The 25,672-nt window shown below is 38.3% G+C and carries 23 protein-coding genes; 4 read left to right on the forward strand and 19 right to left on the reverse strand.

Annotated elements, in window-relative coordinates; all coding sequences use genetic code 11:
* Positions 1-127: 127 nt before the first annotated feature.
* On the forward strand, positions 128-1,789 hold the full coding sequence (locus LJC66_RS25700; RefSeq protein WP_230933786.1) for a sigma-54 interaction domain-containing protein: 1,662 nt from the start codon (positions 128-130) through the stop codon (positions 1,787-1,789).
* 66 nt (positions 1,790-1,855) lie between these two features.
* On the opposite strand, the gene pruA is transcribed toward LJC66_RS25700, so the two are convergent.
* The 8 genes from pruA to ftsE form a co-directional block, all read right to left on the reverse strand.
* Positions 1,856-3,427 (reverse strand): L-glutamate gamma-semialdehyde dehydrogenase, encoded by a 1,572-nt coding sequence (pruA, locus tag LJC66_RS25705; RefSeq protein WP_230933787.1) that lies wholly within the window; start codon positions 3,425-3,427, stop codon positions 1,856-1,858.
* Positions 3,428-3,454: 27 nt separating this feature from the next.
* Positions 3,455-4,369, reverse strand: a complete 915-nt coding sequence (locus LJC66_RS25710) for a proline dehydrogenase family protein (protein WP_230933847.1) — start codon at positions 4,367-4,369, stop codon at positions 3,455-3,457.
* Between the two features lie 315 nt (positions 4,370-4,684).
* Positions 4,685-4,909 (reverse strand): DUF2198 family protein, encoded by a 225-nt coding sequence (locus tag LJC66_RS25715; protein WP_013059736.1) that lies wholly within the window; start codon positions 4,907-4,909, stop codon positions 4,685-4,687.
* Between the two features lie 26 nt (positions 4,910-4,935).
* Complete coding sequence (locus tag LJC66_RS25720; RefSeq protein ID WP_025752562.1) at positions 4,936-6,126, reverse strand: PDZ domain-containing protein; 1,191 nt, start codon at positions 6,124-6,126, stop codon at positions 4,936-4,938.
* 162 nt (positions 6,127-6,288) lie between these two features.
* The gene (locus tag LJC66_RS25725; RefSeq protein WP_013059738.1) at positions 6,289-7,728 is read right to left on the reverse strand and encodes a S41 family peptidase; all 1,440 of its coding nucleotides are present in this window, start codon (positions 7,726-7,728) and stop codon (positions 6,289-6,291) included.
* A 173-nt stretch (positions 7,729-7,901) separates the two neighbouring features.
* Positions 7,902-9,110, reverse strand: coding sequence for a murein hydrolase activator EnvC family protein (locus tag LJC66_RS25730; protein WP_230933788.1), 1,209 nt, complete (start codon positions 9,108-9,110; stop codon positions 7,902-7,904).
* A 160-nt stretch (positions 9,111-9,270) separates the two neighbouring features.
* A complete protein-coding gene (gene ftsX, locus LJC66_RS25735; RefSeq protein WP_014457813.1) occupies positions 9,271-10,161 on the reverse strand; it encodes a permease-like cell division protein FtsX in 891 nt (296 codons plus the stop codon).
* Positions 10,151-10,837, reverse strand: coding sequence for a cell division ATP-binding protein FtsE (gene ftsE / locus LJC66_RS25740; protein ID WP_013085414.1), 687 nt, complete (start codon positions 10,835-10,837; stop codon positions 10,151-10,153). The genes ftsX and ftsE overlap by 11 nt, the downstream gene beginning before the upstream one ends.
* 338 nt (positions 10,838-11,175) lie before the next feature.
* Between ftsE and LJC66_RS25745 the strand changes: the two genes are divergently transcribed.
* A complete protein-coding gene (locus tag LJC66_RS25745; protein WP_230933789.1) occupies positions 11,176-11,712 on the forward strand; it encodes a flavodoxin family protein in 537 nt (178 codons plus the stop codon).
* 25 nt (positions 11,713-11,737) lie between these two features.
* On the opposite strand, the gene cccB is transcribed toward LJC66_RS25745, so the two are convergent.
* The 6 genes from cccB to secA form a co-directional block, all read right to left on the reverse strand.
* Positions 11,738-12,052 (reverse strand): cytochrome c551, encoded by a 315-nt coding sequence (cccB, locus tag LJC66_RS25750; protein ID WP_013059743.1) that lies wholly within the window; start codon positions 12,050-12,052, stop codon positions 11,738-11,740.
* Positions 12,053-12,176: 124 nt separating this feature from the next.
* On the reverse strand, positions 12,177-12,893 hold the full coding sequence (tatC, locus tag LJC66_RS25755) for a twin-arginine translocase subunit TatC (protein WP_230933790.1): 717 nt from the start codon (positions 12,891-12,893) through the stop codon (positions 12,177-12,179).
* Between the two features lie 59 nt (positions 12,894-12,952).
* Complete coding sequence (locus LJC66_RS25760) at positions 12,953-13,171, reverse strand: twin-arginine translocase TatA/TatE family subunit (RefSeq protein WP_195695708.1); 219 nt, start codon at positions 13,169-13,171, stop codon at positions 12,953-12,955.
* Positions 13,172-13,197: 26 nt separating this feature from the next.
* Positions 13,198-14,931 carry an alkaline phosphatase D family protein gene (locus LJC66_RS25765; protein ID WP_372586392.1) on the reverse strand — a complete coding sequence of 578 codons (1,734 nt, stop codon included), beginning with the start codon at positions 14,929-14,931 and terminating at the stop codon, positions 13,198-13,200.
* 306 nt (positions 14,932-15,237) lie between these two features.
* A protein-coding gene (prfB, locus tag LJC66_RS25770) for a peptide chain release factor 2 (protein WP_114896991.1) occupies positions 15,238-16,336 on the reverse strand; the annotation gives its coding sequence in 2 pieces (ribosomal slippage) (positions 15,238-16,272 and positions 16,274-16,336; 1,098 coding nt in all).
* 99 nt (positions 16,337-16,435) lie between these two features.
* Complete coding sequence (secA, locus tag LJC66_RS25775) at positions 16,436-18,952, reverse strand: preprotein translocase subunit SecA (protein WP_014457805.1); 2,517 nt, start codon at positions 18,950-18,952, stop codon at positions 16,436-16,438.
* A gap of 226 nt (positions 18,953-19,178) precedes the next feature.
* On the opposite strand from secA, the gene LJC66_RS25780 reads away from it, so the two are divergent.
* Positions 19,179-19,583 (forward strand): GNAT family N-acetyltransferase, encoded by a 405-nt coding sequence (locus LJC66_RS25780; RefSeq protein ID WP_195695706.1) that lies wholly within the window; start codon positions 19,179-19,181, stop codon positions 19,581-19,583.
* A 71-nt stretch (positions 19,584-19,654) separates the two neighbouring features.
* Here LJC66_RS25780 and hpf read toward each other — a convergent pair whose 3' ends face one another.
* The 5 genes from hpf to LJC66_RS25805 form a co-directional block, all read right to left on the reverse strand.
* The gene (gene hpf / locus LJC66_RS25785) at positions 19,655-20,206 is read right to left on the reverse strand and encodes a ribosome hibernation-promoting factor, HPF/YfiA family (RefSeq protein ID WP_013059750.1); all 552 of its coding nucleotides are present in this window, start codon (positions 20,204-20,206) and stop codon (positions 19,655-19,657) included.
* Positions 20,207-20,395: 189 nt separating this feature from the next.
* Positions 20,396-20,734, reverse strand: coding sequence for a flagellar protein FliT (fliT, locus tag LJC66_RS25790; RefSeq protein WP_230933792.1), 339 nt, complete (start codon positions 20,732-20,734; stop codon positions 20,396-20,398).
* A 2-nt stretch (positions 20,735-20,736) separates the two neighbouring features.
* Positions 20,737-21,138, reverse strand: a complete 402-nt coding sequence (gene fliS / locus LJC66_RS25795; protein WP_025752547.1) for a flagellar export chaperone FliS — start codon at positions 21,136-21,138, stop codon at positions 20,737-20,739.
* Between the two features lie 16 nt (positions 21,139-21,154).
* A complete protein-coding gene (gene fliD, locus LJC66_RS25800) occupies positions 21,155-22,954 on the reverse strand; it encodes a flagellar filament capping protein FliD (RefSeq protein WP_230933793.1) in 1,800 nt (599 codons plus the stop codon).
* A gap of 201 nt (positions 22,955-23,155) precedes the next feature.
* Positions 23,156-23,836 (reverse strand): hypothetical protein, encoded by a 681-nt coding sequence (locus LJC66_RS25805; RefSeq protein WP_195695702.1) that lies wholly within the window; start codon positions 23,834-23,836, stop codon positions 23,156-23,158.
* A 331-nt stretch (positions 23,837-24,167) separates the two neighbouring features.
* On the opposite strand from LJC66_RS25805, the gene LJC66_RS25810 reads away from it, so the two are divergent.
* Positions 24,168-25,565: an amino acid permease gene (locus LJC66_RS25810; protein WP_195695701.1), complete on the forward strand. Its 1,398-nt coding sequence runs from the start codon at positions 24,168-24,170 to the stop codon at positions 25,563-25,565.
* The last annotated feature ends 107 nt before the right edge of the window (positions 25,566-25,672 follow it).

A 25,672-nucleotide genomic window follows, 5' to 3' on the forward strand; every position in this document is an offset into this window, starting at 1 on the left:
AATACAACTCTTTAGATGAAAGCAATAAAAGAAAGTAAGCTGCGTAATTGTTTGAAAAAGATAGGCTTTTGCGCCAATTTCTAAATTATGATACAGTATAAAAAATATGTACTGAGAGGGGTTTAGTATGGCAAGCGTTGATCAAGTTCTTATAAATAACTCCTTTATAACAGTTGAAGAATCAACTTCTTTAGCTAAAGTGAAATCTGAACTTTCAAACTATGACTTCGTTATAGTCACAGCAAGTACCTTTTATGTAATACAAAAAGATGAACGATACCTGTTAACAGGTCATGACGAGGCATCGTCTATAAAAAAAGTAATAGCGGATACAAATTGGCCTTCATCTTCTACTTCTACGTTAGCCAATTTACAAGCCAACACAAACTGGAACAGACCAGTCCTCATTCAAGCAGAAAACCAAGAAACCACAATAGGACTTGTAACACCTTCACAGTGGATTACACATTTGCATAGCCAAAATGAGATATTAGCTTCCTATTTTGATACATTGGCAGAAACCATTAATGATGCAGTGACAGCGGTCGATAATGAAGGAAATGTAATCTTGTGGAATACTGCTGCGGAACATACGTATAAGATTCAGAGAGATGATATTATGGGTAGAAAAATCGGAGAGCATTTCAAAGATGAATCCATCATTCTACATACGATTCTAAATGAAGGGCGCCCTGTACGCGGAACGTATCATCGTCCTAATGAACAAACTCACGTGCTCATCAATGCATCTCCTATTATAAGAAACAATCGAGTTATAGGTGGAGTCGCAACTGAACATGACATTACCAATATTGTAAGATTAAATGAAGAAATTGATGTGTCTCTTCTCATTCCAAAAGATAATCCGTTTTCTTCTTTCGCGGGTATCAGTCCTGAAATTAAGCAAGCCGTTGACATTGCCAAAAAAGTGGCATCTACAGATATGCCTATTTTATTAACAGGAGAACCTGGTTCTGGGAAAGAAATGCTGGCTCAGGCCATCCACTACGGGGGATCTAAACATAAAGAACCTTTTTTATCTTTAAATTGCGCCACTATTCCATCGGGACTCCTGGAAATTGAGCTCTTTGGTCATCAAAAAGATGTCTTTTCAGAAGATCCAACAACCATTGCGGGAAAACTGGAGCAGGCTCACAACGGGACGTTATTTATTGAAGAAATTGATAAAATGCCTCTTGAAATTCAAGTTAAGCTTCTCCGTTACTTGGAAGAACGATCCTTTTATCACGTTGGAGGCACGGAAGAAATTCAAGTTCAAACCCGAATTGTAGCCTCTACCACGACGCCTTTGGAAGAGTTGCTAAAAGCCGGTGAATTCCATGAAAATCTTTACTATTTGCTGACCGTCATCAACATTATTATTCCGCCGCTTCGAGACCATAAGGAAGACATCGAAGCATTGACTCAGCAATTTGTACAGGAATTCAGCAAGAAGTATAAAAAGAAGGCTCCTTTCATTAGCTCTGAAGTTCTCGAAGCCTTTATGCAATACGATTGGCCAGGCAATATTCGCGAGCTGAGAAATACGATTGAACGAATGATTTTTCTAAGTGATCAGTCGTTGATTACCCTTACGCACCTTCCTGACAATCTGAAGGATGCAAGTTCTTTCACAGAAGTTCAAAAAGAAGAAGATTCTCTTCAAGAAGCTAGGCTAATAGAAGAGACTCTTCAAAAAACCTATGGAAACAAAAGTGCAGCAGCAGATCTGCTTGGCATTTCACGGGGCACCCTTTACAACAAAATCAAAGAATACGGACTAAACTAATCAAAAAATTCGACACGAAGCTAAAGATGCTTCGTGTCAAATTTTTTGATTTCCTATAGACTTAACTTATTTCTGTTTTCTCGCTGTCATCTTCCCTTGTGTAAATAACAGAAGATAATCATACCCTCCGGCTTTCGAGTCCGTTCCGGACATATTAAAACCGCCAAAAGGATGAACGCCAACTAATGCTCCTGTACATTTTTTGTTAATATATAAGTTACCGCAGTGCATGGTAGCTAATGCCCTTTGAATCCTCTCTTCGGCTTCAGAGAAAAAGGCTCCCGTCAAACCGTAATCAGTTTCATTGTAAATCTCAATGGCTTCTTCCCAGTTAGCTGCTTTTGTCAACGCAAGGACCGGCCCAAAAATCTCTTCTTGCATAATTCGTGCTTTTGAATCCACATCTTTGAATACTGTAGGTTCTATATAGTAGCCATTTCCGGGAGCTTTAGCTCCCCCGGCAATAAGCTTTCCTTCTTCTTTGCCAATTTCAATGTAGGCTAATACTTTTTCATACGCTTTTTGATCAATAACAGGTCCCATAGAAGGGTTGTCTTCAGGCAGTCCGACGGTTAATTCTTTTGTTAACGCGGCTACCTTTTGGGCAACCTCTTCATAAACAGATTCTACAATAATCGCTCGAGAGCCAGCGGAACACTTTTGGCCTTGAAATCCAAACGCAGATGCTACGATCGCTTGCGCTGCCGCTTCTAAGTCTGCCGTTTCATCTACTACAACGCCATCTTTTCCTCCCATTTCAGCTATGACGCGTTTCAACCAAATTTGTCCAGACTGTACTTTTGAAGCACGTTCATAAATGCGACATCCTACTTCTCTTGATCCCGTAAAAGAAATAAAACGAGTTTGAGGATGTTCGACTAAATATTCCCCAACTTCTATGCCATCTCCAGGGATAAAATTCAGAACACCAGACGGAAGACCGACTTCCTCCATCAATTGAACAAATTTCGCAGCAATAACCGGTGCAGAATCAGCCGGCTTTAAAATAACCGCATTTCCAGATACAATTCCAGCTACAGTCGTTCCAGCCATGATGGCAAGCGGAAAATTAAAAGGGGAAATGACTACTCCTACGCCTAAAGGAATATACGTCATCTCTGTTTTTTCACCTTCTACCGGCGTTAAAGGACGATGCTCATTCGTTTCACTTAAACGAATCATTTCTCGGGCATAAAATTCCATAAAGTCAATTGCCTCCGCTGTATCCGCATCAGCTTCTGCCCAGTTTTTCCCCACTTCATAAACGAGCATGGCAGAAAATTCATACTTTCTTTCTCTCATCAGCTCTGCTGCTTTGAGTAAATAATCAGCACGTTCAGCAGGCGGGACGTTCTTCCATGATTGAAAGGCTGCTGATGCTTCTTGCATTGCCTGCTCAGCATAAGCTTTAGTGCCACGGCTTACTCTGCCAATCACTTCATCTACTTTTCCCGGATTCGTAGAGACAATCACTTCTTCTGTTAAGATTTTATCCTTTCCAATCGTGAGAGGATATGTTTGTCCCAGTTCTTTTTTCACCTTCATTAACGCCGCTTGCATCGCTTGTTTATTCTCTTCTGACGAAAAATCAGTAAACGGTTCATTTTTAAAAACTGAGATTTTTGTACTTACTGTCATTTCAACCAGTCCCCTTTAATTAGAAATTTATTTCGCAAAGTTTTTCAGCACGAACCATACGTTGGCGGGACGCTCGGCTAGGCGTCTCATGAAATACCCAAACCAATCAATGCCGTAAGGAACATAAACCCTGACTTTATATCCTTCTTTTACTAGACGGTCCTGCATCTCTACGCAAATTCCATAAAGCATTTGGAACTCAAATTGGTCATTTGAAATACCATTTTCTCTTACTAATCGTTTTGTGTACTGAATCATTTCTTCATCATGACTTGCTACAGCTGTATAGTGACCATTTAATAAATGCATTTTAATGATTTTTTTATAGTTTTCATCTACGTCTTTCTTTTCTGGAAATGATACTTCTGGTGATTCTTTATAAGCTCCTTTTACTAGACGTAAATTAGCTTGATATTGATGTAAGTCACTCATATCTTGTTCTGTACGATAAAGATACGCTTGAATCACAATTCCAACATTATCAAATTCTTTGCGTAATTCTTTATACATATCAAGGGAGATTTGGCAGTGCAAGTAGTCTTCCATATCAATTCGAACAAAAATATTATTCATTCTGGCCGTGTGTAGAATTCTGCGCATATTTTCCATACAAAGCTCTTTGCTAATATCCAATCCTAAAGAAGTCATCTTTAATGATAAATTTGATTGAACGCCCGATTCTGCAATGGCTTCTAGTGTCTGAATGCACATGGCAGTAGACAACCTGGCTTCCTCTTCTGTAAAAACAAATTCTCCTAAATGATCAAGTGTAACAACTTTTCCACTATTGTTAAGCTCCTTAGATGTTTGAATTGCTGATTCGGTTGAGTCTCCAGCAACAAAACGAGCTGCCCCCATCCTCAATCCATACTTTTTAGCTAATTTGTTCATTGAATGATTTTTGCCAAGCGACTGAAACATCGTTCTCATTAATACTTCCATCAATCCTAAACCTCCTTTTATGTTTTAAAATTAAAAATAAACTAAATTTTCAGATTAATAATTTTATTTTTCTATACCCTTCTCACATTTCTGTACACTTATTTAAATAAATTTATACATAAGTGTTTAAAATATTTTATTCATAAACATATTTGTCTAATTAATTTGATTATACTCGCTCATTAAATGAACCGAAACAATATTGTTATAAGTTCTAACTCACTTTTTTACACAAAAAAGCTCTCTACGTTGTGCAGAGAGCTTTTTTGTACAGTTTAATAATAAGCCATTAACTTATCATCAAACCAACAATCTTTATTTTCCAGCTGCTAGCATGCTTTTTGCATATATAAAACCGATGGCTGCTGAAAGTAAATCTATTAAAATAATAAGCGGATAATCTGCGTACCCTTTATATACAGAAACAGCTATCAACAAAAGCGTCAGCGCTGTGGCAACATATAAGTTATATGTTACTCTAGCAAACAGAACAAGCAATATGGCGGGTAGAAAAACTGCGGCAATCGTTTTGACTTCCACAAACATTTCTCCTTTTTATCTGTCTTTTAACCAGCTTGTGAATCACGTTTTGTATAATTGTGTACAAACAAAATACCTAGTTCATGATGTTCGTTGTCATACAATGCTCGCTGAGTAAAGCGAACTTCTCCATTTTCGTCAATAACTTCTAGCTTACAAAAAGCACGGTTATTAACTTGTAATGCTTCATAAAATTTATGGACCTCAGATACAGCGATTCCATTTACCTTAATAATCACTTCTCCTACTTTCAAACCCATTTTCTCTGCCGGAGAATGAGGGATGATTCCTAATACAACCAAACCTTGTGTACGCTTAGTAAACAGTGCGGGCGCTTTTTCATCGCTTCGACGCTGCTGCAAACGAATCCACTCTCTTCCTATGATCGCTAGAATAACAACAGCTACAGCGGCAAGAGGATAAAAAATAGCAGCAATCGTAATGATCGTTAATCCCACGCCTAATGCTAATACACGCTTACCGGTAAATTCAATAGATTTAAACGGCACCATACTTTGAATTCGCTGATAAAAACCGATAGCAAAAGGAACAAAAAACAGGCTAAATGATGTTCCATCAATAGATAACACAGGCCACCATGGAAACACAGACGTAATGGCGCTGCCTGGAATTAAGACAAAAAGCGGGACAACCCATAATTTTTGAGAGTAATGAGCTCCAATTTCCTGCCCTCTTTTACTTTTCACAATGGCTGGAGACGTACCTTTTGCTCCAAATTTCCAAATTAAATATCCTTCTGCTAATACAAGCAGAGACATTAAAATAGTCAGAGAAGGTAAATCTGCGTTATGAGCTTGCACAGACCACGTTTGAATAAATCCTTCACCGAAACCAGATGCCGGAATAAGCAAGGTTGCAAGCACAGCCAGTCCTACGGTGTAAGAAGGAGAAAGCCATTTAAACGTCCACGGACCGCTTATGATAAAAGTTAAAACAGCTACAAGTACAATCATTCCTATAGATACATAGACACCTAGCAACACGGTAACAACGGATAAAATCAACCCAATAATGATACCTGGAAAAAATAAATATTTTGCTTCTAAAATAAAATCAAACACGCGAACATGAAAATTCTGACGCTCTCTCTTGACGCGAGAAAGACCTACAAAAAACGAGACGAGCAGAAATAGATAAGTTAACGGATGTAAAAACAAACGCCCGATACCTTTTAAGAGCTCTAATGCAAAATCCATTTTTTCACCACCTGTATTTTTCACATTTTTATTACAACATTTACGATTGATTGTTATGTATCATAGGCTTCTTTATTTTATCAAAATGCATCACTAACCGACAATGTTGTTTTTACTAAAAAAGTTCCGTGCTTTGGAAAAGCACGGAACTTTTTCTACTTCTTATTGACTAGCTAGCTTTAAAGCCGTTTGAAGCTGACGATCTTCATCTTTTGATTTAATTTTTTCTAGAAGTTTTGTTTGTAAAAGCGCTGCTGTATCTTCATCGATTTCACCTGTAGCTTTTTGCTTATTGGCTTTTTGGAATGCAGTTACAGCTGTTTCTGTCTCTTTACTAAAATATCCGTCTGTACGTCCAGGTTCAAAGCCAAGGCCTTTTAGCATCACTTGAGCATTCTTCACTTGGTCACCTGTCATATCACGTGTTAATGGCTTTTTATCAACTTGAATTGGATTTGCATAATAATAATCCGGCTGCTTGACTTCTACCGTTGGTTTTATACCTTTTTCGTTAATCCAGTTTCCATCAGGCGTTAGCCATTTATAGAACGTTAATTTTAAATTACTGCCGTCTTCCATTGGAACAGCTTGTTGAACGGTTCCTTTTCCATAGGATTTTTCACCGACTAGCTTGTATCCTCCTGCTTCTTTTAATGCCCCGGCAAGAATTTCAGAAGCGGATGCACTCCCTCCATCAATCAAGGCCACAATTGGATAATCCTTTTGCTTTTTCATTGAAGAAACCACTTTTTGACGTTCACCGTTACGATCTTCAATTTGGATATATGGCTTTTTATTCGTCACTAATTTATCAAGCATTTTTTCAACGCTCGTTAAATAGCCACCAGGATTTCCTCGAACGTCTAGAACTAAGCCATCAATATTTTTATTTTCAAGTTTTTTCAACTGTTTCGTAAATTCGTCTCCCGTTGATTCAGAGAATGACGTAATTTCCATGTAGCCAATTTTTTTATTGTTTACATTTTTAACAGAAGAATAGACGGTTTCAATTGGAATCTCATCTCTTACAACTTTTACTTTCATCGTTTCTTTCACGCCCGGTCGTTGAACATCTAATGTCACGGTAGAGCCTTTTTTACCGCGAATTTTTAATACTGCTTCATTCAATTCCAGACCCGCGATACTTTTACCATCGATCTTTAAAATCTGATCATTTGGTTTTAATCCTGCTTTTTCCGCAGGAGATTGTTTAAACGGAGCTACGATTGTTACTTTTCCATCTACCATGCTTACTTCAGCGCCAATTCCCTCAAACGATGAATCAAGAGACTGCGTGAATTGCTGTGCCGTTTTCTTATCCATGTAAGATGAGTGAGGGTCTCCTAAGGTTTGTACCATCCCTTGGATTGCGCCATCTAATAATTTTTTGTCATCTACATCTTTGTAATATTTTGAAGATATCAGTTCATAAGCTTGCTTGATTTTGTCTAGCTCTTCCTTTTCCACTTTACTATCATTTGAAGAAGTTGTAAGGGGGGTACTGACCGTTCCAGCATTTGCATACTGAATGCCAAAATATGTACCTGCTGCTCCAACAACTAAGGAGAGTGCCATTAATAGTGCAACGATTTTCCGATTCAAGTTCTTTCATCCTCCTCAACCTTAAGCCATCTCTTCTTATTATAATAGATACAACCAAAACTATGTAATAAAAAGGATGCATGTGTTATTTGTAGCAAAAGGCATCACACAAATCAAGTGCGATGCCTTTTTGTTAAACTATATGTTGAGCTTGTACCACGTATGCTAGGAACTTAAAATTTAATATAACTTTCAGGGTTTACAGCGGAACTTTTGCCTTTCCAATCGCCTTTATGCAATTCAAAATGCAGGTGAGCACCAAACGAACGTCCTGTGTTCCCTATATAACCTAATTGTTGACCTTTATTGATAGATTGACCGCTTGAGACGCTGTAGCTCTCTAAATGAGTATAAACTGTAACCCACGTCTGACCTTCTACATTGTGACGAATAAATACGGCATTACCAAAAGAAGAAGAATGATATGCTCTAATTACCTTTCCGCTTGCTGCGGCTACAACTGGCACACTTTCTCCTCGCTTTCCAATATCAATACCGTAGTGTCCTCTTCCAAACGTTTCTCGATACCCAAAATGAGATGTTACCGGGCCCTTTGCCGGCCTCATAAACGACCCGCTTGTAACAGGGGGTGCCCCCTCTGTTGCCCCGGCTGTTTCAATTTCTTGCTGTTGAGCTTGTGCTGCATTTTTTTGATCAGCTAAAATAGAAGCTTGCTCTTCTAATCCAACGGCTTCTTCATTAAATTCTTTTTCCTGATCTTTGAGCGTTTGCATGAGCTGATTCTTTTCATCCACTTGTTTTTGCAGCTGCGCACGAAGATTTTTAAGTTCTTCAAGCGCTTGATTTACTTCCGTTAGCTTGTTTTGAACTTTTGTTTCTTTCTCTTCTTTTGCCTTTTTATCGGCTTCATGCTGCATTAACAAATCACGGTCAGCCCCTACAATTGTCGAAACCGCACTCACTCTGCTAATAAAGTCTCCGAAGCTTTCAGAGCCTAGCAGTACATCTATGTAATCCACAGACCCGCCATTTTCTTGTAAAGCACGAGCACGTTTTTTTAATAGCTCATTTCGTTTTTCAATTCGTTTTTTTACAACGTCAATCTCGCTTTTCAGCTTTTCGATGTCTTGCTTTGCTTTTTCTACTTCAGATTCACGGCTGCGGATATCTGCATTCGTTTGTCCGACCTCTGAATCCAAGCGTGCAATCTCAGCTTCTTCGTTTTTTTGCTTTTCTTGAACCTCTTTTAATTTCTCTTTATTTTGATTAATATTTTGGTTCACATCATCACTTTTTTTCTCTAAATCACTGAGTTTAGTAGTGCTGGCACTTTCTGCATAAGCAATTTTTTCATTACCTATCCAAGCCGCACTTAGTCCAACTAAAACTGCTGCTGTCATTACTAATGTCTTACGTGTCATTTGTTTCTCCCCATCTGCACATATTTCCCCGTATAAACGGGCATTAGCAAGACCCCCATTAGCACTTTTTTCTATTTTTATGTGTAATTACACAACAACCTCACATTTGATAAACATCAAATGTGAGGTTGTTGTAATCTATTATGTTAAAAATCTATTCTTATTTTCGTAAGAACTTACGGATGGATAATGTACTTCCCCACATCCCAATTAGACCGCCGATCACTAGTAATAATAGCGACACTTGAAGCACGAATGGAAAGGCAGGTAAAAGTTCAAAGAATCCATCAAACTTAGGTTGAACTTCATTATATAAAACGCTGTATACACCGATAATAACTGCAATTGGCACAATAGAACCAAGCACTCCTAAAAACAGACCTTCAATAAAGAACGGCCAGCGAATAAAGGAGTTTGTAGCTCCAACTAAGCGCATAATTTCAATCTCTTCACGGCGAGCTACAATCGTAATTTTAATTGTATTTGAAATTAGGAACATTGCTGTAAATAGAAGCCCTAAAATCAGCACTACTCCAATATTACGAGCTACTTTCAGCACTTTAAATAACTTTTCAACTTGATCTTGTCCGTATTGAACTTTTGCTGCATACGGATATTTCTCAATTTGTTTAGCTACTTTTGCGACATCAGTCGGCTCTTTTGTTTTAACAACAAATACATCATTTAATGGGTTTTGCTGTTCAAACGGTTCAAAAGCTTGTCCTTCATCACCCATACTATTAATTAAATCTTTTAACTCTTTATCTTTAGAAGAAAACGTCACCGTATCAACTTGCTTAATTGCATCTAGCTTTTCTTTCATTGCTTTTCGATCATCTGCTGTCGCTGCAGCATCAACGTGAACACGAATTTCCACATCATTTTCAATCAATTTAGCAATGTGGTTTAAATTCATCATCAACATAAAAAATACGCCTACAAGCAAGAGCGTCACGGTAACAGCACTTGCAGATGCGAATGTCATCCAGCCGTTTCTTCCTAAACTTTTAGATCCTTCACGTAAGTGGCGCCCGAATGTTCTAGCCTTCATATCCGTATTCACCTCTTACTTCATCGCGCACAACATTTCCATTTTCAATCGCAATTACACGCTTTCGAATTGTATTTACAATTTCACGGTTATGCGTTGCCATTAAAATAGTCGTACCGCGTTTATTAATCTCCTCAAAGATATCCATGATTTCCCACGAAGTCTCCGGATCAAGATTCCCTGTCGGTTCATCGGCGATGACAACCTTAGGACTATTCACAATTGAACGTGCAATAGACACACGCTGCTGCTCGCCTCCAGATAGTTCATCAGGGAAAGAATCCATTTTACCCTTTAACTTAACAAGCTCTAGCACCTCTAGCACTCGCTTTTTAATTTCTTCGGGACTTTGCTCAATTACTTCTAGTGCAAAAGCAATGTTTTCATAGACCGTTAATTTTGGAAGCAGCTTGAAATCTTGAAAGACTACACCAATATGACGTCTAAAGATAGGAACTCTGCTATCTTTTATTTTTGCTACATTTGCACCGTTTACAATGATATTTCCTGAAGAAGGCTTTTCTTCACGATACATCATTTTAATAAAAGTGGATTTTCCTGCTCCACTTGGTCCTACGATATAAGCAAACTCACCTTGATTAATCTTGATGCTAATGCCATTGATTGCTTTTACACCGTTCGGATACGTTTTATATACATTTTGCATTTCAATCATAAGTAATCACCTAATCAAGTGTGTTATTTTAATACTATGTAAAACTTGTCAAAATACGACAAAACTCTACAATCCAAACCAAAAATTCGACTCTTCTCACGCGCTTTCTCATTATAACATCACTCTTCGTGAAAATAAGCCCCAAAAATATTACATTTTTATTTCAAATATGACATAAGTAGGATATTTTTAGCAGGGTATGAGAATTTATCCTTATTTTTAATTCTGTTGTTTTTTGCTGTTCATTTTTTACGAATATCGTTAGACAAAGCACATTCATGTCTACTTTTTTTACAAACAAGGTATGATAAATAAGAAAAACGATGAGGAGGGATAACATGATCACCATTTATGGAAGTTCACGAGAAAACGGAAATACGGAGGAATTAGCTAAAGCAGTCTTAAAAGATATCAATACGGAAGAAGTTTACTTGCGCCGGCATACCATTAACCCTATTACTGATATGCGTCACGATGAACTTGGGTTTACCAATCAACAAGATGATTATTATGATATAGCGAAAAAGATGGCAGCGCGCGACACTATTTTATTTGTTACGCCTCTTTACTGGTACGGTATGAGCGGATTAATGAAGAACTTTGTGGATCGTTGGTCTGAAAGTCTTAGAGATTCGACAATCAACTTCAAAGAACAAATGAAAAATAAGCGCGTGTATGTATTAGTAGTAGGGGGCACAGGCGCATCTGTAAAAGCTCTTCCTCTTATTATGCAATTTCAATACATTGTCGATTTTATTGGCTCTTCCTTTAGTGGATACATCATTGGAGAAGCCAATGCACCTGGAGACATAGCAAAAGATGTCAAAACTCAAAAGCAAGCCATTGTTTTAAACCAAGAATTAAAGCAGCTTTAACACAAAAATAAGACGGATATCCGTCTTATTTTTTCTTTGCCAGCCAAGCAGCAACTTTTTTTGCATCTTCTTCATTAATTAGTCCTTTTGGCATACCGCCTTGACCATTGTTAATAATGTTTTCAATTTCAGCTTCTGAGTGCTTGCTGCCTACATGCTGCAAGCTTGGTCCATTCGCTCCTCCTAAATCTACTCCGTGACAGCCTGTACAGTTTTTCTTCACAATGTCTTCTGCACTCGCTGAAGATTCACCAGCAGATTCATTTTTAGAGCTTCCTCCGCCGCACGCGGACAAAACAAGCGCTAGACCGATTGTTAACGTCAGTAATACTTTTTTCAAGCCTTCTCCCCCTTGCTGTAGAGTTTTCACTCTATTATAACCTACTCCAGAATGTTTAAAACACTCTGTTTACAAGGACTTTGTTTCAATTTCATGAATTCTCTCATCACACTTATGTATACGATTAAGCAATTGATTCGTTTCCTAAACGTTTTTTGTATACTACGCGTGAAATTGTGACACTGAGCTCATATAAAAGCAGAAGCGGGACAATGACTAAAATATCCGAAATAAAATCAGGAGGAGTAATAAGTACAGATATCACAATTAAAGCAAAATAAGAGAACTTCCTTGCTTTAGCTAATCTTAAAGGGTTTAGAACCCCTAAGCGCGTTAAGAATAGAACAACCAAAGGCATTTCAAATAAAAACCCAAACGGTAAACACAGATTAAGCATAAAACGGAAATAATGCTCCGCCGTAAACATCAGTGAAAACTGATCATTCGACAAGCCCGTTAAAAATGCTAAAACCATTGGAAACAGAACAAAATAACCGAACCCCAGCCCGCTTACAAACAAAAGAAAAAAGAATGGAATGAAGGTAATCAGAACCTTATATTCTTCCTTTTTTAAACCAGGTGAAACAAACCGAAATACTTGATAAGCAGCTACTGGCAGTGTAAAGGCCAGCGCAAAAACAAATGCAATCACCATATAAATCCATACGATTTCACTTGGTCCAAGTACCGCAAGCTTGCCGTCCAAACCTTTTACTAGCCACTGATAAATATCTTGTACAAATACAAAACTGACAATAAGTAAAACTACAAATGCACAAAGTGTTTTAATAATACGAACACGCAATTCTTCAAGGTGCTCCATCAAGCTCATTTCTCCCATTGTCTTTCTCTCCTTTCTGACAAGTAGAAATAGACGAGTTTCCTCGTCTATTTCCTTACTTACGATGTGGATTCATTCCCTTTTTGTTCAGAAACAGTTGCGGTCTGCTTTTCTTTAACACCTTCATCATCCGATACAAGCCCTTTTGCTGCTCCTTTAAATTCAGTTAATGTTCGTCCAAACGCTCTTCCAACTTCCGGCAGCTTAGACGGTCCAAAAATTATTAACGCAATAACTAAAATAATAACCAAACCAGGGATTCCAATATTAGAAAACATACTTGACCTCCTTTTTCTTACTCAGTTTACTGGTGGACTTTTTCTTTCTTTTTCAACTCTTGTTTTTCATGTGCTTTCCCATGTGCCCGCATACGATCTTCCTCTACTTCCTTAGAAATCTTTAGTCCACGCGGCACGTTATTTACTTCAACTTCCTTCATACCTTTTCCATCTTTTTCATATTGAAAGGAAGCTCGAGTTGAAATTTCTACACCAGGCTCTGTTACAAAAGGCACAACGCGATAATCGGCTTGCCATATATCAGGAGTTACCGTACACCTTACATATCCTCTATAATCATTAAAAAATGTGAGGTGTGGATTTTGACTTAAAATTTTATCCGTGTCTGCTCTTTTATCTGCTCCGTTCCCTCCGGAAGTGATGGAGGTGCCGATGAACTCTGCACCAATAATTCTTGAATTAAGGTTAGCAAAATCCGCGTATAAGTTAGAAGCCCAGTTAGCGTGTACATCTCCAGTTAGTACAATGACGTTGTCTAACTTTTTCTGTTCAATAAAATCCATGACGCGCTGACGATTCGCCGTATACCCATCCCATGCATCCATGCTGTATGTAGGCTTAGCAGCCGTTCCAAATTTTCTTGGTGCAAAGAAAATTTGTTGAGCCAGCACATTCCAGTGACACGATGACTTTTCAAGATTAGTAAACAGCCATTTTTCTTGTTCATTCCCCAATAGCGTACGTTTGGAATCAAGAGATTCTGGCGTTTGCGGCTTTGTTCCGTCTCCGTTTGCTTGATCATCTCTGTACTGACGCGTATCCAACACTTGAAAAGAAGCTAGTTTGCCATATGAAAAATCACGATACAATCTCATATCCGTTCCGTGAGGCAAGGATGTTTGGCGCAAAGGCATGTGTTCGTAATAAGCTTGATAAGCTGCAGCGCGACGTTGGATAAATGCTTCTACTGATTGGCCTTTTTCAGGAATTACATTTGCATAATTGTTTTCTACTTCATGATCATCCCACGTCACAATCCATGGAAAAGCAGCATGAGCAGACTTCAAATTGGCATCTGACCTGTACTGAGCATGCCTGTTTCGATAGTCTTGCAGCGTTTGAATTTCTGCGCTGCTGTGAGTACGAACATTTCCGCTTGCAGCCACGTACTCGTTTGGTCCATATTCATAGATGTAATCACCCAAATGAACGACAAAATCTAATTGTTCTTTAACCATATGCTCATAGGCTGTAAAGTACCCATGTTCATATTGCTGACACGAAGCGAACGCAAACGTCATGCTGGCTACTTCTGCATTTGCTGAAGGAAGTGTTTTTGTTTTTCCAACAGGGCTTAACTCATGACCGCTTTTAAATCGATAATAATAAATATGACTCGGCTTTAATCCTTTTACATCAACGTGAACCGAATGAGCAAGTTCAGGTCTAGCCACTTCTGTTCCTCGTTTGACAATTCGATGAAAGTCTTCATCTTCACTAAGCTCCCATTTTACTGGAATAGGTTGATTAGGCATCCCCCCGCCATTCAACGGGTCTGGTGCTAATCTTGTCCAAAGAACAATACTATCTGCTAAAGGATCTCCTGATGCGACACCTAGAGTGAACGGATAACTTGAAAATTTAGGCGCTGCAGCTGAAGCTTCTACTGCATTTAAACCAATAGACTGAGCAATTGTTAAGCCAAGTGATACTCCTGCTACTTTTCCAGCTCCTTGTAAAAAACGCCGTCTATCAAACCCTTTACTCGAAGAAAAGCTATTCTGTTTCACTTGCTCTATTAATTCGTTTAATGATTTATTTTCCACTGCACATGCCCCTTCCTCATGATTTAACTCAAATTATAAATCCTGTTTGTAAAAGGGGTATAAAGGATTGTAAAGAAGCACTTGCCGCAAATCAGGTATTTTTAACCATTTTATTTCATTGACAAAATAAGCGAACTTACGACAGCAACCTTTAAATTTCTGTATTTTCTCGATTTTCTTTTTAACAATAGTTCTTTACGCTCGTTTTTCTTCATCCAAATTTTACAAAGTCCCAACAATTTAAAAAAAGGCAGCATACCTAAGTATGCTGCCTTTTGATTAAATATGAGAACGTAAATACGCATCGATAAACGGATCTAGATCTCCATCCATTACGCTTTGCGTGTTTCCGACTTCCGTATTTGTGCGGTGATCTTTTACTAATGAGTACGGATGGAATACGTACGAACGAATTTGACTTCCCCACCCAATATCTTTTTGTTCTCCGCGAATTTCAGCTAGCTGTTCTTGCTGCTTTTCAATTTCTAATTGATACAACTTAGATTTTAACATCTTCATTGCTTGCTCACGGTTTTTAATTTGTGAACGTTCCGTCTGACAAGATACGACTACATTAGTTGGGAGGTGAGTAATACGAACAGCTGAATCTGTTGTATTGATATGCTGACCTCCGGCACCGCTTGCACGATACGTATCAACCTTCAAATCTTCCGTACGAATATCAATTGAAATTTCATCGTTAAATTCCGGCATTATGTCGCACGATACGAATGACGTATGACGACGGCCTGATGAATCAAACGGAGAAATACGAACGAGACGATGAACGCCTTTTTCAGCTTTTAAATACCCGTACGCATTATGACCTTTAATTAAAAGCGTTACACTTTTAATACCAGCTTCATCTCCAGGTAAGTAATCAAGCGTTTCTACTTTGAAACCTTTTTTCTCCGCCCAGCGCGTATACATACGTAGTAACATTGAACCCCAATCCTGTGATTCTGTTCCACCAGCACCTGGGTGCAGTTCTAAAATGGCGTTATTTTTATCATACGGCTCGCTTAAAAGCAGCTGTAATTCAAAGTCGTTCATGCCTGAAATAAGCTCTTTTAGTTCACTAACTAGTTCTTCTGCTAAATCTTCATCGTATTCTTCTTTTACAAGTTCATGAGATATCTGTAAATTTTCGTATGTTTCATCCAAGTGGTTAAATTGATTTACTGCATCTTTTAAACCATTGGCTTCATTAATAACAGTCTGAGCTGCCTGCTGGTCATTCCAAAAATTTGGATCAGCCATAGTCTCATCTAATTCATCGATACGAGCTTGTTTTGTATCGAGGTCAAAGAGACCCCCTAAAGTCCGCTAATCGCTTAGCTGTTTTGTCAAGTTCTTGCTTAATTTCTACTAAATCCATGAGTTAAACACCTCTATTTTATTTTTGACGCACAGGAAGGAAATGAGAAGACTCATTTCCTTCCTGTACTAGTTCATTCTATACTAATTGACTCTTATTTTATGATTCTTTACCGCAGCAGTTTTTATACTTTTTGCCACTTCCGCAGATACAAGGATCATTTCGGCCAACTTCTATCGCATTTACTTTTGGCTTCTTCTTAGCCGGCGCGTCTCCTTCTTTTGGATGAACAGCCGCCTGGCCTTGTGCTACTTCTTGACGCTCAAGGTTGTTGTTAATTTCTGCTTTCATGATATACTTCGTCACTTCTTCTTCAATGGTTGCAATCATATTTTCAAACATCGCAAAACCTTCCATTTGGTATTCGCGAAGAGGATCTGTTTGGCCGTACGCACGAAGGTGGATACCTTGGCGAAGCTGGTCCATCGTATCAATATGATCCATCCATTTAGAATCAACTGCTCTAAGAACAACAACTTTTTCAAATTCACGCATTTGTTCTTCAGGGAGCTGCTCTTCTTTTTCATTATAACGAGCTTTTGCATGATCTACCAGCAGTTCTACCATTTCTTCAGGCTCTTTACGGCGAAGATCTTCTTCTGTGACTTCACCTTCCTCAAGAACATTAGCATTTACGTAATCAATAATCGCTTGTAAATTCCATTCTTCTTCTAATTCTTCACGCGGTGTGTTTACTTCAACCACACGCTGTAGCGTTGATTCAATCATACGTTCTACAATCGCACGAAGGTTGTCTGAATCAAGCACTTCAAAGCGCTGTTTGTAAATAACTTCACGCTGTTGACGAAGCACGTCATCATATTGAAGCAATTGTTTACGCGCATCGAAGTTATTACCTTCAACGCGTTTTTGAGCGGATTCAACAGCTCTTGTTACAATTTTACTTTGAATTGGCTGTGAGTCATCCATACCAAGGCGATCCATCATTGCCATCATATTATCTGAACCAAATCGGCGCATTAATTCATCTTCCATGGATAGATAGAATTGAGATACCCCTGGATCACCTTGACGTCCAGCACGTCCGCGGAGCTGATTATCAATACGGCGTGATTCATGACGCTCTGTACCAATTACAGCAAGACCGCCAGCTTCAACGACACCTTCACCTAGTTTGATATCCGTACCACGACCGGCCATATTTGTTGCGATTGTTACCGCGCCTTTGTGACCCGCATTTTCAATAATATCCGCTTCACGCTCATGCTGTTTTGCATTTAACACGTGATGGCGAATGCCTTTTTTCTTTAATAAAGCTGATAAAATTTCAGATGTTTCGATCGCAACTGTACCAACAAGAACAGGCTGTCCTTTTGCGTGGCGCTCGGCAATATCTTCTACTACCGCATTAAACTTGCCTTCCATTGACTTATAAATTAAATCCGCTTTATCATCACGTGAAATTGGCTTGTTTGTCGGAATAACAACAACGTGCATGTTGTAGATATTACGGAATTCTTCTTCTTCCGTTTTAGCTGTACCCGTCATACCTGATAATTTTTCATACATACGGAAGTAGTTTTGGAATGTAATTGTAGCTAACGTCATGCTTTCATTTTGAATCTCAACGTTCTCTTTAGCTTCGATAGCTTGATGTAAGCCGTCGCTAAAACGTCTTCCTTTCATTAAACGACCAGTAAATTGGTCAACGATTACGACTTGATCTTCATCAATTACATAATCCACATCATTTTGCATAGTTACATGTGCTTTAAGCGCTTGATTGATGTGATGGTTTAGTGCTACGTGTGAAATATCAAATAAGTTTTCAATGCCAAATGCCCGCTCGGCTTTTGACATACCTTCTTCGGTTAGCTGAACACTTTTTGTTTTGATATCAAAAGTAAAATCGGTTTCTTTATCAAGCGTGCGAACGAATGCATTAGCTTGAATATAAAGCGCAGTTGATTTCTGCGCGCTGCCGGATATAATAAGCGGCGTACGTGCTTCATCAATTAAGATAGAGTCAACTTCATCGATTACGGCAAAATGAAGCGGACGTTGAACCATTTGTTCTTTGTAAAGCACCATGTTATCACGTAAATAATCAAATCCGAGTTCATTATTTGTACTATACGTAATATCAGCTGCATATGCTTCTTGCTTTTCTTCACGCGTTAAATGGTTTAAATTCAACCCTACTTTCAAGCCTAAGAATTCGTATAAACGACCCATTTCACTAGCATCACGGCTCGCTAAGTATTCATTGACTGTTACTACATGTACACCTTTTCCTGTAATAGCGTTTAAGTACACAGGCATAGTAGCTGTCAACGTTTTACCTTCACCCGTTTTCATTTCCGAGATATTCCCTTCATGCAGAGAAATACCCCCCATTAACTGAACTTTGTACGGATACATGCCTAACACACGTTTCGCTGCTTCACGTACAACCGCAAAAGCTTCATCTAATAGGTTATCGAGCGATTCGCCATTTTGGTAGCGTTGTTGAAATTCAGCTGTTTTTTCACGAAGCTGATCGTCCGTTAAAGACGCAATTTCAGGACCTAACGCATCAATTTGGTCCGCCATTTTTTCTAAACGGCCGATTTGACGTTGATTGCCGTCAAACACTTTTTTAAATAATCCAAGCATATTAAAACGCTCCTCTATTTATAATCAGTACATTTTATACTATTTTCATTCATATCTGTATCTTTCATTATAAAACATTCTGAGTAAAATTGTAACATTGCAGCTAAACAAGTAGCAACTTGTACCCTTTTTCGTCTGTCTCTTTACGAGTACTACTCTATTAACGAGTTATTTTCTATTGTGATTTCCCCTTCCTCACTCTTACAATAAAAAAGGGGAATGTAGAATGAACGTTCAATCGATTACAAAAGAACAAGCTTGGAAAGTCCGACATACCGTCATGTGGCCTGATAAAGATTTCAGTTATATTCAGCTGAAAGATGATCCATCAGGCATTCACTATGGACTGTTTGAAGAAGGAGAGTTAAAATCAGTTGTTTCTTTATTTATAACAGGGGATGAAGCTCAATTTCGAAAATTTGCTACTCTCAAAGATGAACAAGGAAAAGGATATGGCAGTCGTCTACTAGAGGAGGTTTTTCTCAAAGCTAAGAACCTTGGGGTAAGAAAGATCTGGTGTAACGCACGAGAAAATAAAGTCTCTTTTTATAAGGTGTTCAACATGAAAGAAACCACGCGTGTATTCACCAAATCTTCTACGCGCTATGTAGTGATGGAACTATTTTTTTAAGCAGCTAAAAAGCAGCGTGCGGAGGCACGCTGCTTTTACTTTACTGCTCTTGTTTAAGAGAGCCTATAATCTTAGTTTGGTTCAATCAATCCATATCGTCCATCTTTTCTTCGATATACAACGTTTGTAATGTTGGTCTCAGCGTTTGTAAATACAAAGAAACTATGCCCTAACATATTCATTTGCAAAATAGCCTCTTCGCTATCCATTGGTTTTAAATTAAATCGTTTTGTACGAACTAGCTCTAATTCATCTTCTTCAGTTGCAACAGCTACGTTCGCTTCGCTTTCTAATGCTGCGAACAGATACTTCTCAGCGCCTTTTTCACGCATTTTTCGATTTACTTTTGTTTTATGTTTACGAATTTGACGCTCTAATTTATCTAGGACAAGATCGACAGCTGCGTATAAATCACTGTGTGTCTCTTCAGCTCTCAATACGAGATCATTCATTGGGATTGTGACTTCTATTTTTTGATCGTTATTGTAGACTTTTAAGTTTACATTTACGTCAGCAGTTGGTGTTTCGTCGAAATAACGCTCTAACTTACCAAGCTTTTTCTCTACGTATTCCCTAATTGCTGGAGTCACCTCAATGTTTTCACCGCGAATGTTATACATCATGTTCGAACTCCTCCTTTAATCCATTGCTATACCTCTACAATTCTACAATACCCGACACAATCCCTTCCTAAACTATTAAATTTTTTTGAAAATTTAGTGAAAATTTATGGAACCTGAGAAAAGTTTATGAAAAAACCAAAAAAATAGACCTTCTCCATAAGAAGAAGGGTTGTATTTTTTTACGCAGAATTAATTTTTTTTATCGTAAAACATCCCATCAAACGTTTTTGTTTCGTAAGGGTTTACATAGCTGTTATTATGCTTTTTTTTCGCTTTTAGCAAACGGAGATCTACCATAATTTGATGCCGAATTAAGATGAGCTTTTGATCAATTTCCTTATTCATTTCGACAATTTTCTTACCCATCGATTCATTATCCCTATTTTTTGGCGGCAGTTTCTCTATGAGGTCACGTCTTTTTAATAGAAGATACTCTAACTTTTGAATGCCTTCTTCTCGATTTTTGTCACAAAATGTTTGAATAAGCCGATAAATCTCATCCGTTAGCTGATATAGGTCGTTAATCATATTTATGCTTGACCGCCGCTTCCATGGACTTGCTGGCGGTGAAGCTGCACAACTTGCTTCCACGTATCGCGGAATTCTGTTACATATTGTTCGGCTTCATCCAAGCTTGCTGTGTCATTTTTTGTATTTGCTTCAATTAAACACTGGTTAATATAGTCATACATAGCCATCATAGACTTAGCAACTTGCACGTTTGTATCAAGGGTAATCATTAATTCTTGAATAATATTTTGTGCTTTTAACAGATTCGTATTTTTCAGCTCAATATTTTTTTCCTGTATGCCTGTTCGTGCAAGTTTGATAAATTTTAAACACCCGTTATACAGCATAAGCGTTAACTCTCCTGGAGAAGCAGTCTGAACAGCTCCTTGCTGATACGCTTGATATGGATTATTTGCTGCCATAAACGTTCACTCCTTCTTAACTAAAATATTGCGATAACTGCGCGCTTTGAGCATTTGCATTTTGAATGGCTTTTTCCATTGCTGTAAACTGCCGATAATACCGGTCCTCTACCTGTGTGAGCCTGCTTTCAAAACTAGTAATTTGGCTGTTTACGCTTTTTAAATTCCGCCCAAGCAAAAATTGTTCACTTGTCCATGTTGAACGGCCAGCGCGCTGCTCAACTTTGGATACGGTTTGAGTAATCGTATCCCGTAAACGTCGTACAATCCCTTTTTCACTTGTTGTACTTCCACTTTTCATAAATAAATCCATGACAGACTGCGGATCTTTTTCAATTGCTTCTTTTAATTTAGTTCCGTCACCTTCTATGACTAGCTTGCCTCGATCGCTATAGTTTGCACTAGTTGAAATACCGATGTCGGTTAGCTGCGAAAATGCTCCGCTCACTCCTGATACAGAGGCATACCAGTTGGAACGCATTTGGTTTAGGCCGCTTGATAGAATTGAGTCTCCTTTTAACAAACCGCTTTTCGCCTTATCATCCCACTGCTCAGCTTGTTTATCCGTTAGTTTTTCTCTTTCTTCATCAGTCAAAGGCTGATAGTTCCGGTCTCTTTCTTCCGTAATCTTTCCATTAATTTTCTCAATCAGTTCATTGTATTTGGTCACGAAATCTTTAATTGTATCAAATACTTTTTGCGTATCATTGCTTACGTTAACGCGCACATCTCCTGTGAAATTGTTTTGAAGGGTATAGGTAACGCCTCCCGTTGTAAATGTATTGGACTTACGAGTTGTTTCTAGACCGTTCAGCGTAAATTTTGCGTCTGTTCCTTTGGCATCACCAGCGAGCTGTAAAAAGCCCGTCAAAAATCCTCCTGAAAAAACCATGTTTGAACCACTTGAACCATCCAAACTATCAGCCGAAGATAAATCTCCCGTATCTTTACGAGTCATGACAACTTTATTCGTTCCTTCATCGAAAAAGGCTGAAATGCCTACTTTTGAATTGCTGATTTGTGTAAGAATCGTGTTTAAGGATGTAGAACCATCAAATTCAAATTCACTGCTGCCGTTTGGACCGTCTCCTGTGGCTTTTCCATTGCTGTCATAAGTTGTAATAGAAAAGTTCAATACATTTTGCTGATACGAGAACGCTTCAATTGTGCTTCCGCTTGTTAACGTGGTACCAAACGTCATTTCCCCTGTGTCTGCGTTAATAAATACTTCATTAGGATCTACTGTTCCTGCCTCAGTTCCTATTCTCACGCTATAACTGTTAGTCACACCTCCGGTGGTAACAGAGATAGACTGCAGAGTATTCCCTTCAGAAAGAGACCCTTTGGCTAGTTTTACTGTACTAGTATTAGCACTTAACGCTATAGCAGCTTGATCAATTGTTTTTTTAGTCCACACTCCTGTTCCCATCGAATCCCGTTGAGACCACAAGCTTTTCGTCGGATCAATACTAGAAGCAATACTGTTAACGCTAATACTCTGCGCAGCAGTCGCCATTGTCACGTTTGAAAGAGTATAAGAAGCATTTGCTGCTGAGGAAGTAGCTGCTGCTTTTACTTTCGTTTCATCTGCTGAAGATACCGTTTTAGACGAATAAGAAGACTGCAAGGTCATATTAAAAGCGAGATTATTAAAGTCTGATAACAGCAAGTTCATTGAGCGATAATCATCTCGCTGCCACTCTAACGTTTGCTTTTGTTTTTTCATTTTATCGATAGGCATTCGTTCAGCCTTCATTAAATCACTAACGATTTGATCAATATCCATTCCGCTTACTAACCCACTTACTCTTACCACTTAGCATCACCACCGTTTTTTATTCATCTATTCATCAACTGTTAGCCATAAAATATGAGTACATTTTTTCGGATTTTCTTATTCGTTCATAGGTTCAACACTTCTTTATTTTGTATCGGTAAAACAAACATTTTTTTCATAGGTCAAATGGTGCAAGATAGAAAAAGCTCACTTATTTTTCTATAATAAGTGAGCTTTTTATTATTGGCCAAACAAGTTCAGTTTCTGGGATAAATTTCTTTGAATATCCTTAGGAATAAGGTACGGCGCTAGATTTATAATATCTCGTAACGAATCAATGGTTACAGAGGCAGATAAATTTATATATTCATCCGTTGTATCTGCTTGCTCAAACGAAATGGAATCTGGCAAATTATTGAGCAGAGTAATTTCATTCATTTCTTTATCGACCGTGACATCAGAAGCCTTATCAATATTTAAGCGATCCCATACAAGAGACATCGGAAGCGGCATTCTTCCTAGATGCACGCTATTCACCTTTAAAACAAGCTTTCCATTTTCGGCATTTGGTGTTACGTCAACTACAAACTGTGATTCCATAAAAGATACTACATGTTTATTAATATAAAATTTTATATGTTCTGGAAGCAACTCGGCTTCTGCTCCGTCAACCGTTTTATCATTTTCGTAAAGGTAGCTGCGCAAATAATCATTAACATCGCTCTCGCTTAATCGGTATCCTAAAACAGGAGAGCCTCCGTTCAGTTCTAGCGACGTCGCATGAGCGGACTTTTCTTGTGCCAGTGAAGATAATGAAGCAGTCTGATCAAGTTTTTCAATATTTCTGACTGGACTAATGAAAAAATACACCCCAACTAAAAGGATAATAAATAGAAAAATAACAGCTATAAATTTTCTCAAACACACGCACCCTCTCAAACATTCTTCTTGGAATATAATACCGATTTCTCTTTTATCATACAAGATAAATAAGATGTATGTCGAAAACTTGTATAAAATGTACGTATATACCCGACATCCCAAACGGGAAATAAGTCTATCGTGAATAAATCAAGTCTTTTTTGACTTAAAATACGTCAATTTTAGTAACTTAAAGTCGATTTTTATAGGAATTTGATAATTGGCACACTTCTTGCTTATTATAAAGGTAAGGGGAGGAATTTCTATTTATATTTTCAGAATTTACTTTATTTTCTAATAGTCTTTCGATAATTTTAAAGGAGTGAATACGATGGGAAACAAAACAGAATCACACGGAAAGTTAAAGCAACGTCACGTTTCCATGATTTCCATTGCAGGTATTATCGGAGCCGGCTTGTTTGTAGGAAGCGGATCCGTTATTAACGCAACAGGCCCAGCAGCAGTAGTTTCATATGCAGCAGCCGGACTGCTAGTCGTTCTATTGATGCGTATGCTCGGTGAAATGGCTATGGTAAACCCAGATAAAGGCTCATTCGCAACATATGCTCAGCAAGGAATTGGCGCGTGGGCAGGTTATGCTGTTGGATGGCTTTACTGGTTTTTCTGGCTAATTGTAATTGCGATTGAAGCCACTGCAGGAGGAGCAATTGTTCATGAATGGCTCCCTTCCGTACCAATTTGGCTTTTAAGCTTAATCTTAACCTTTGCATTAACTTTAACAAACTTGTTCTCTGTCAAATCATTTGGAGAATTTGAATATTGGTTTGCTATGATTAAAATTGTGGCAATCGTTGCTTTTATGGGAATCGGTTTAGCTATTATTTTCGGATTGATCCCAGGTACATCTTCACCTGGCCTAGCTAATTTAACGGGCCACGGAGGCTTTATGCCAAAAGGTACGAACTCTATCTTTTTAGGAGTTATTACCGTTATTTTCTCTTATTTTGGAGCTGAAATTGCGGCTATTGCAGCTAGTGAATCAGAAAATCCAGCAAAAGCTATCACAACTGCTATTCGCAGTGTCGTATGGCGAATTTTAATTTTCTATATTGGTTCAGTTGCTATTTTAGTAACTCTTTTACCTTGGAACTCAGCTGATTTACTAAAAAGTCCATATGTAACAATGTTAGAAATGGTCAATATTCCAGCTGCTGCACAAATTATGAATTTAGTCGTATTAGTATCCGTTTTGTCTTGCTTGAACTCTGCTTTGTATACGAACTCACGAATGATTTTATCATTAGCTGAAAAAGGACAAGCTCCTCGCGCTTTAGCAAAAGTAAGCAAATCAGGCGTGCCGGCAAGAGCTGTATGGATTAGCACAGCTGCCGCATATGTATGTGCTATCTTTAGCTTCGTTTCGCCGGATAAACTCTTTTTATTCTTAGTTAATGCATCAGGAGCCATTGCTCTTATTGTATATTTAGCTATCGCTATTTCTCACTTACGCCTGCGTAAGAAAATGAATCGAGCCAACCAGCCAATTAAAGGGATGAAAATGTGGTTGTTCCCGTATTTAACATACGTAACAATTGCTGTTATTACCGTGATCTTCTTATCAATGGCATTTATTGATTCGATGCGCTCACAGTTTTTCTTAACCCTTGGATTAACCGCTGTGGTTCTTCTTTCATACTCGTTCATCAAAAAAACAAACAACAAGCGACCTGACGATCAATTTTCCGAGTCAGAAAATATTGCAAAATAAAAAAGCCGCATCTGCGGCTTTTTTTATTTTGTTTTTTATAACACAGAGATTAAGACATAACTAAATTAATCTACTCTAAAGACGAACAAATGGGATCAATGAGCTGG

It is taken from the genome of Priestia sp. TSO9, from assembly GCF_021029645.1.
Lineage (GTDB): Bacteria > Bacillota > Bacilli > Bacillales > Bacillaceae_H > Priestia > Priestia megaterium_E.

What these genes read in the sequence shown, in the direction of transcription:
- LJC66_RS25730 (WP_230933788.1), bottom strand. Translation starts at nt 9,110, where the DNA reads ATGACACGTAAGACATTAGTAATGACAGCAGCAGTTTTAGTTGGACTA.
- ftsX (WP_014457813.1), bottom strand. Translation starts at nt 10,161, where the DNA reads ATGAAGGCTAGAACATTCGGGCGCCACTTACGTGAAGGATCTAAAAGT.
- LJC66_RS25700 (WP_230933786.1), top strand. Translation starts at nt 128, where the DNA reads ATGGCAAGCGTTGATCAAGTTCTTATAAATAACTCCTTTATAACAGTT.
- LJC66_RS25745 (WP_230933789.1), top strand. Translation starts at nt 11,176, where the DNA reads ATGATCACCATTTATGGAAGTTCACGAGAAAACGGAAATACGGAGGAA.
- LJC66_RS25760 (WP_195695708.1), bottom strand. Translation starts at nt 13,171, where the DNA reads ATGTTTTCTAATATTGGAATCCCTGGTTTGGTTATTATTTTAGTTATT.
- fliS (WP_025752547.1), bottom strand. Translation starts at nt 21,138, where the DNA reads ATGGCAGCAAATAATCCATATCAAGCGTATCAGCAAGGAGCTGTTCAG.
- secA (WP_014457805.1), bottom strand. Translation starts at nt 18,952, where the DNA reads ATGCTTGGATTATTTAAAAAAGTGTTTGACGGCAATCAACGTCAAATC.
- tatC (WP_230933790.1), bottom strand. Translation starts at nt 12,893, where the DNA reads ATGGGAGAAATGAGCTTGATGGAGCACCTTGAAGAATTGCGTGTTCGT.
- fliT (WP_230933792.1), bottom strand. Translation starts at nt 20,734, where the DNA reads ATGATTAACGACCTATATCAGCTAACGGATGAGATTTATCGGCTTATT.
- pruA (WP_230933787.1), bottom strand. Translation starts at nt 3,427, where the DNA reads ATGACAGTAAGTACAAAAATCTCAGTTTTTAAAAATGAACCGTTTACT.
- ftsE (WP_013085414.1), bottom strand. Translation starts at nt 10,837, where the DNA reads ATGATTGAAATGCAAAATGTATATAAAACGTATCCGAACGGTGTAAAA.
- LJC66_RS25720 (WP_025752562.1), bottom strand. Translation starts at nt 6,126, where the DNA reads ATGGATTTTGCATTAGAGCTCTTAAAAGGTATCGGGCGTTTGTTTTTA.
- LJC66_RS25710 (WP_230933847.1), bottom strand. Translation starts at nt 4,369, where the DNA reads ATGGAAGTATTAATGAGAACGATGTTTCAGTCGCTTGGCAAAAATCAT.
- hpf (WP_013059750.1), bottom strand. Translation starts at nt 20,206, where the DNA reads ATGATGTATAACATTCGCGGTGAAAACATTGAGGTGACTCCAGCAATT.
- LJC66_RS25810 (WP_195695701.1), top strand. Translation starts at nt 24,168, where the DNA reads ATGGGAAACAAAACAGAATCACACGGAAAGTTAAAGCAACGTCACGTT.
- LJC66_RS25780 (WP_195695706.1), top strand. Translation starts at nt 19,179, where the DNA reads ATGAACGTTCAATCGATTACAAAAGAACAAGCTTGGAAAGTCCGACAT.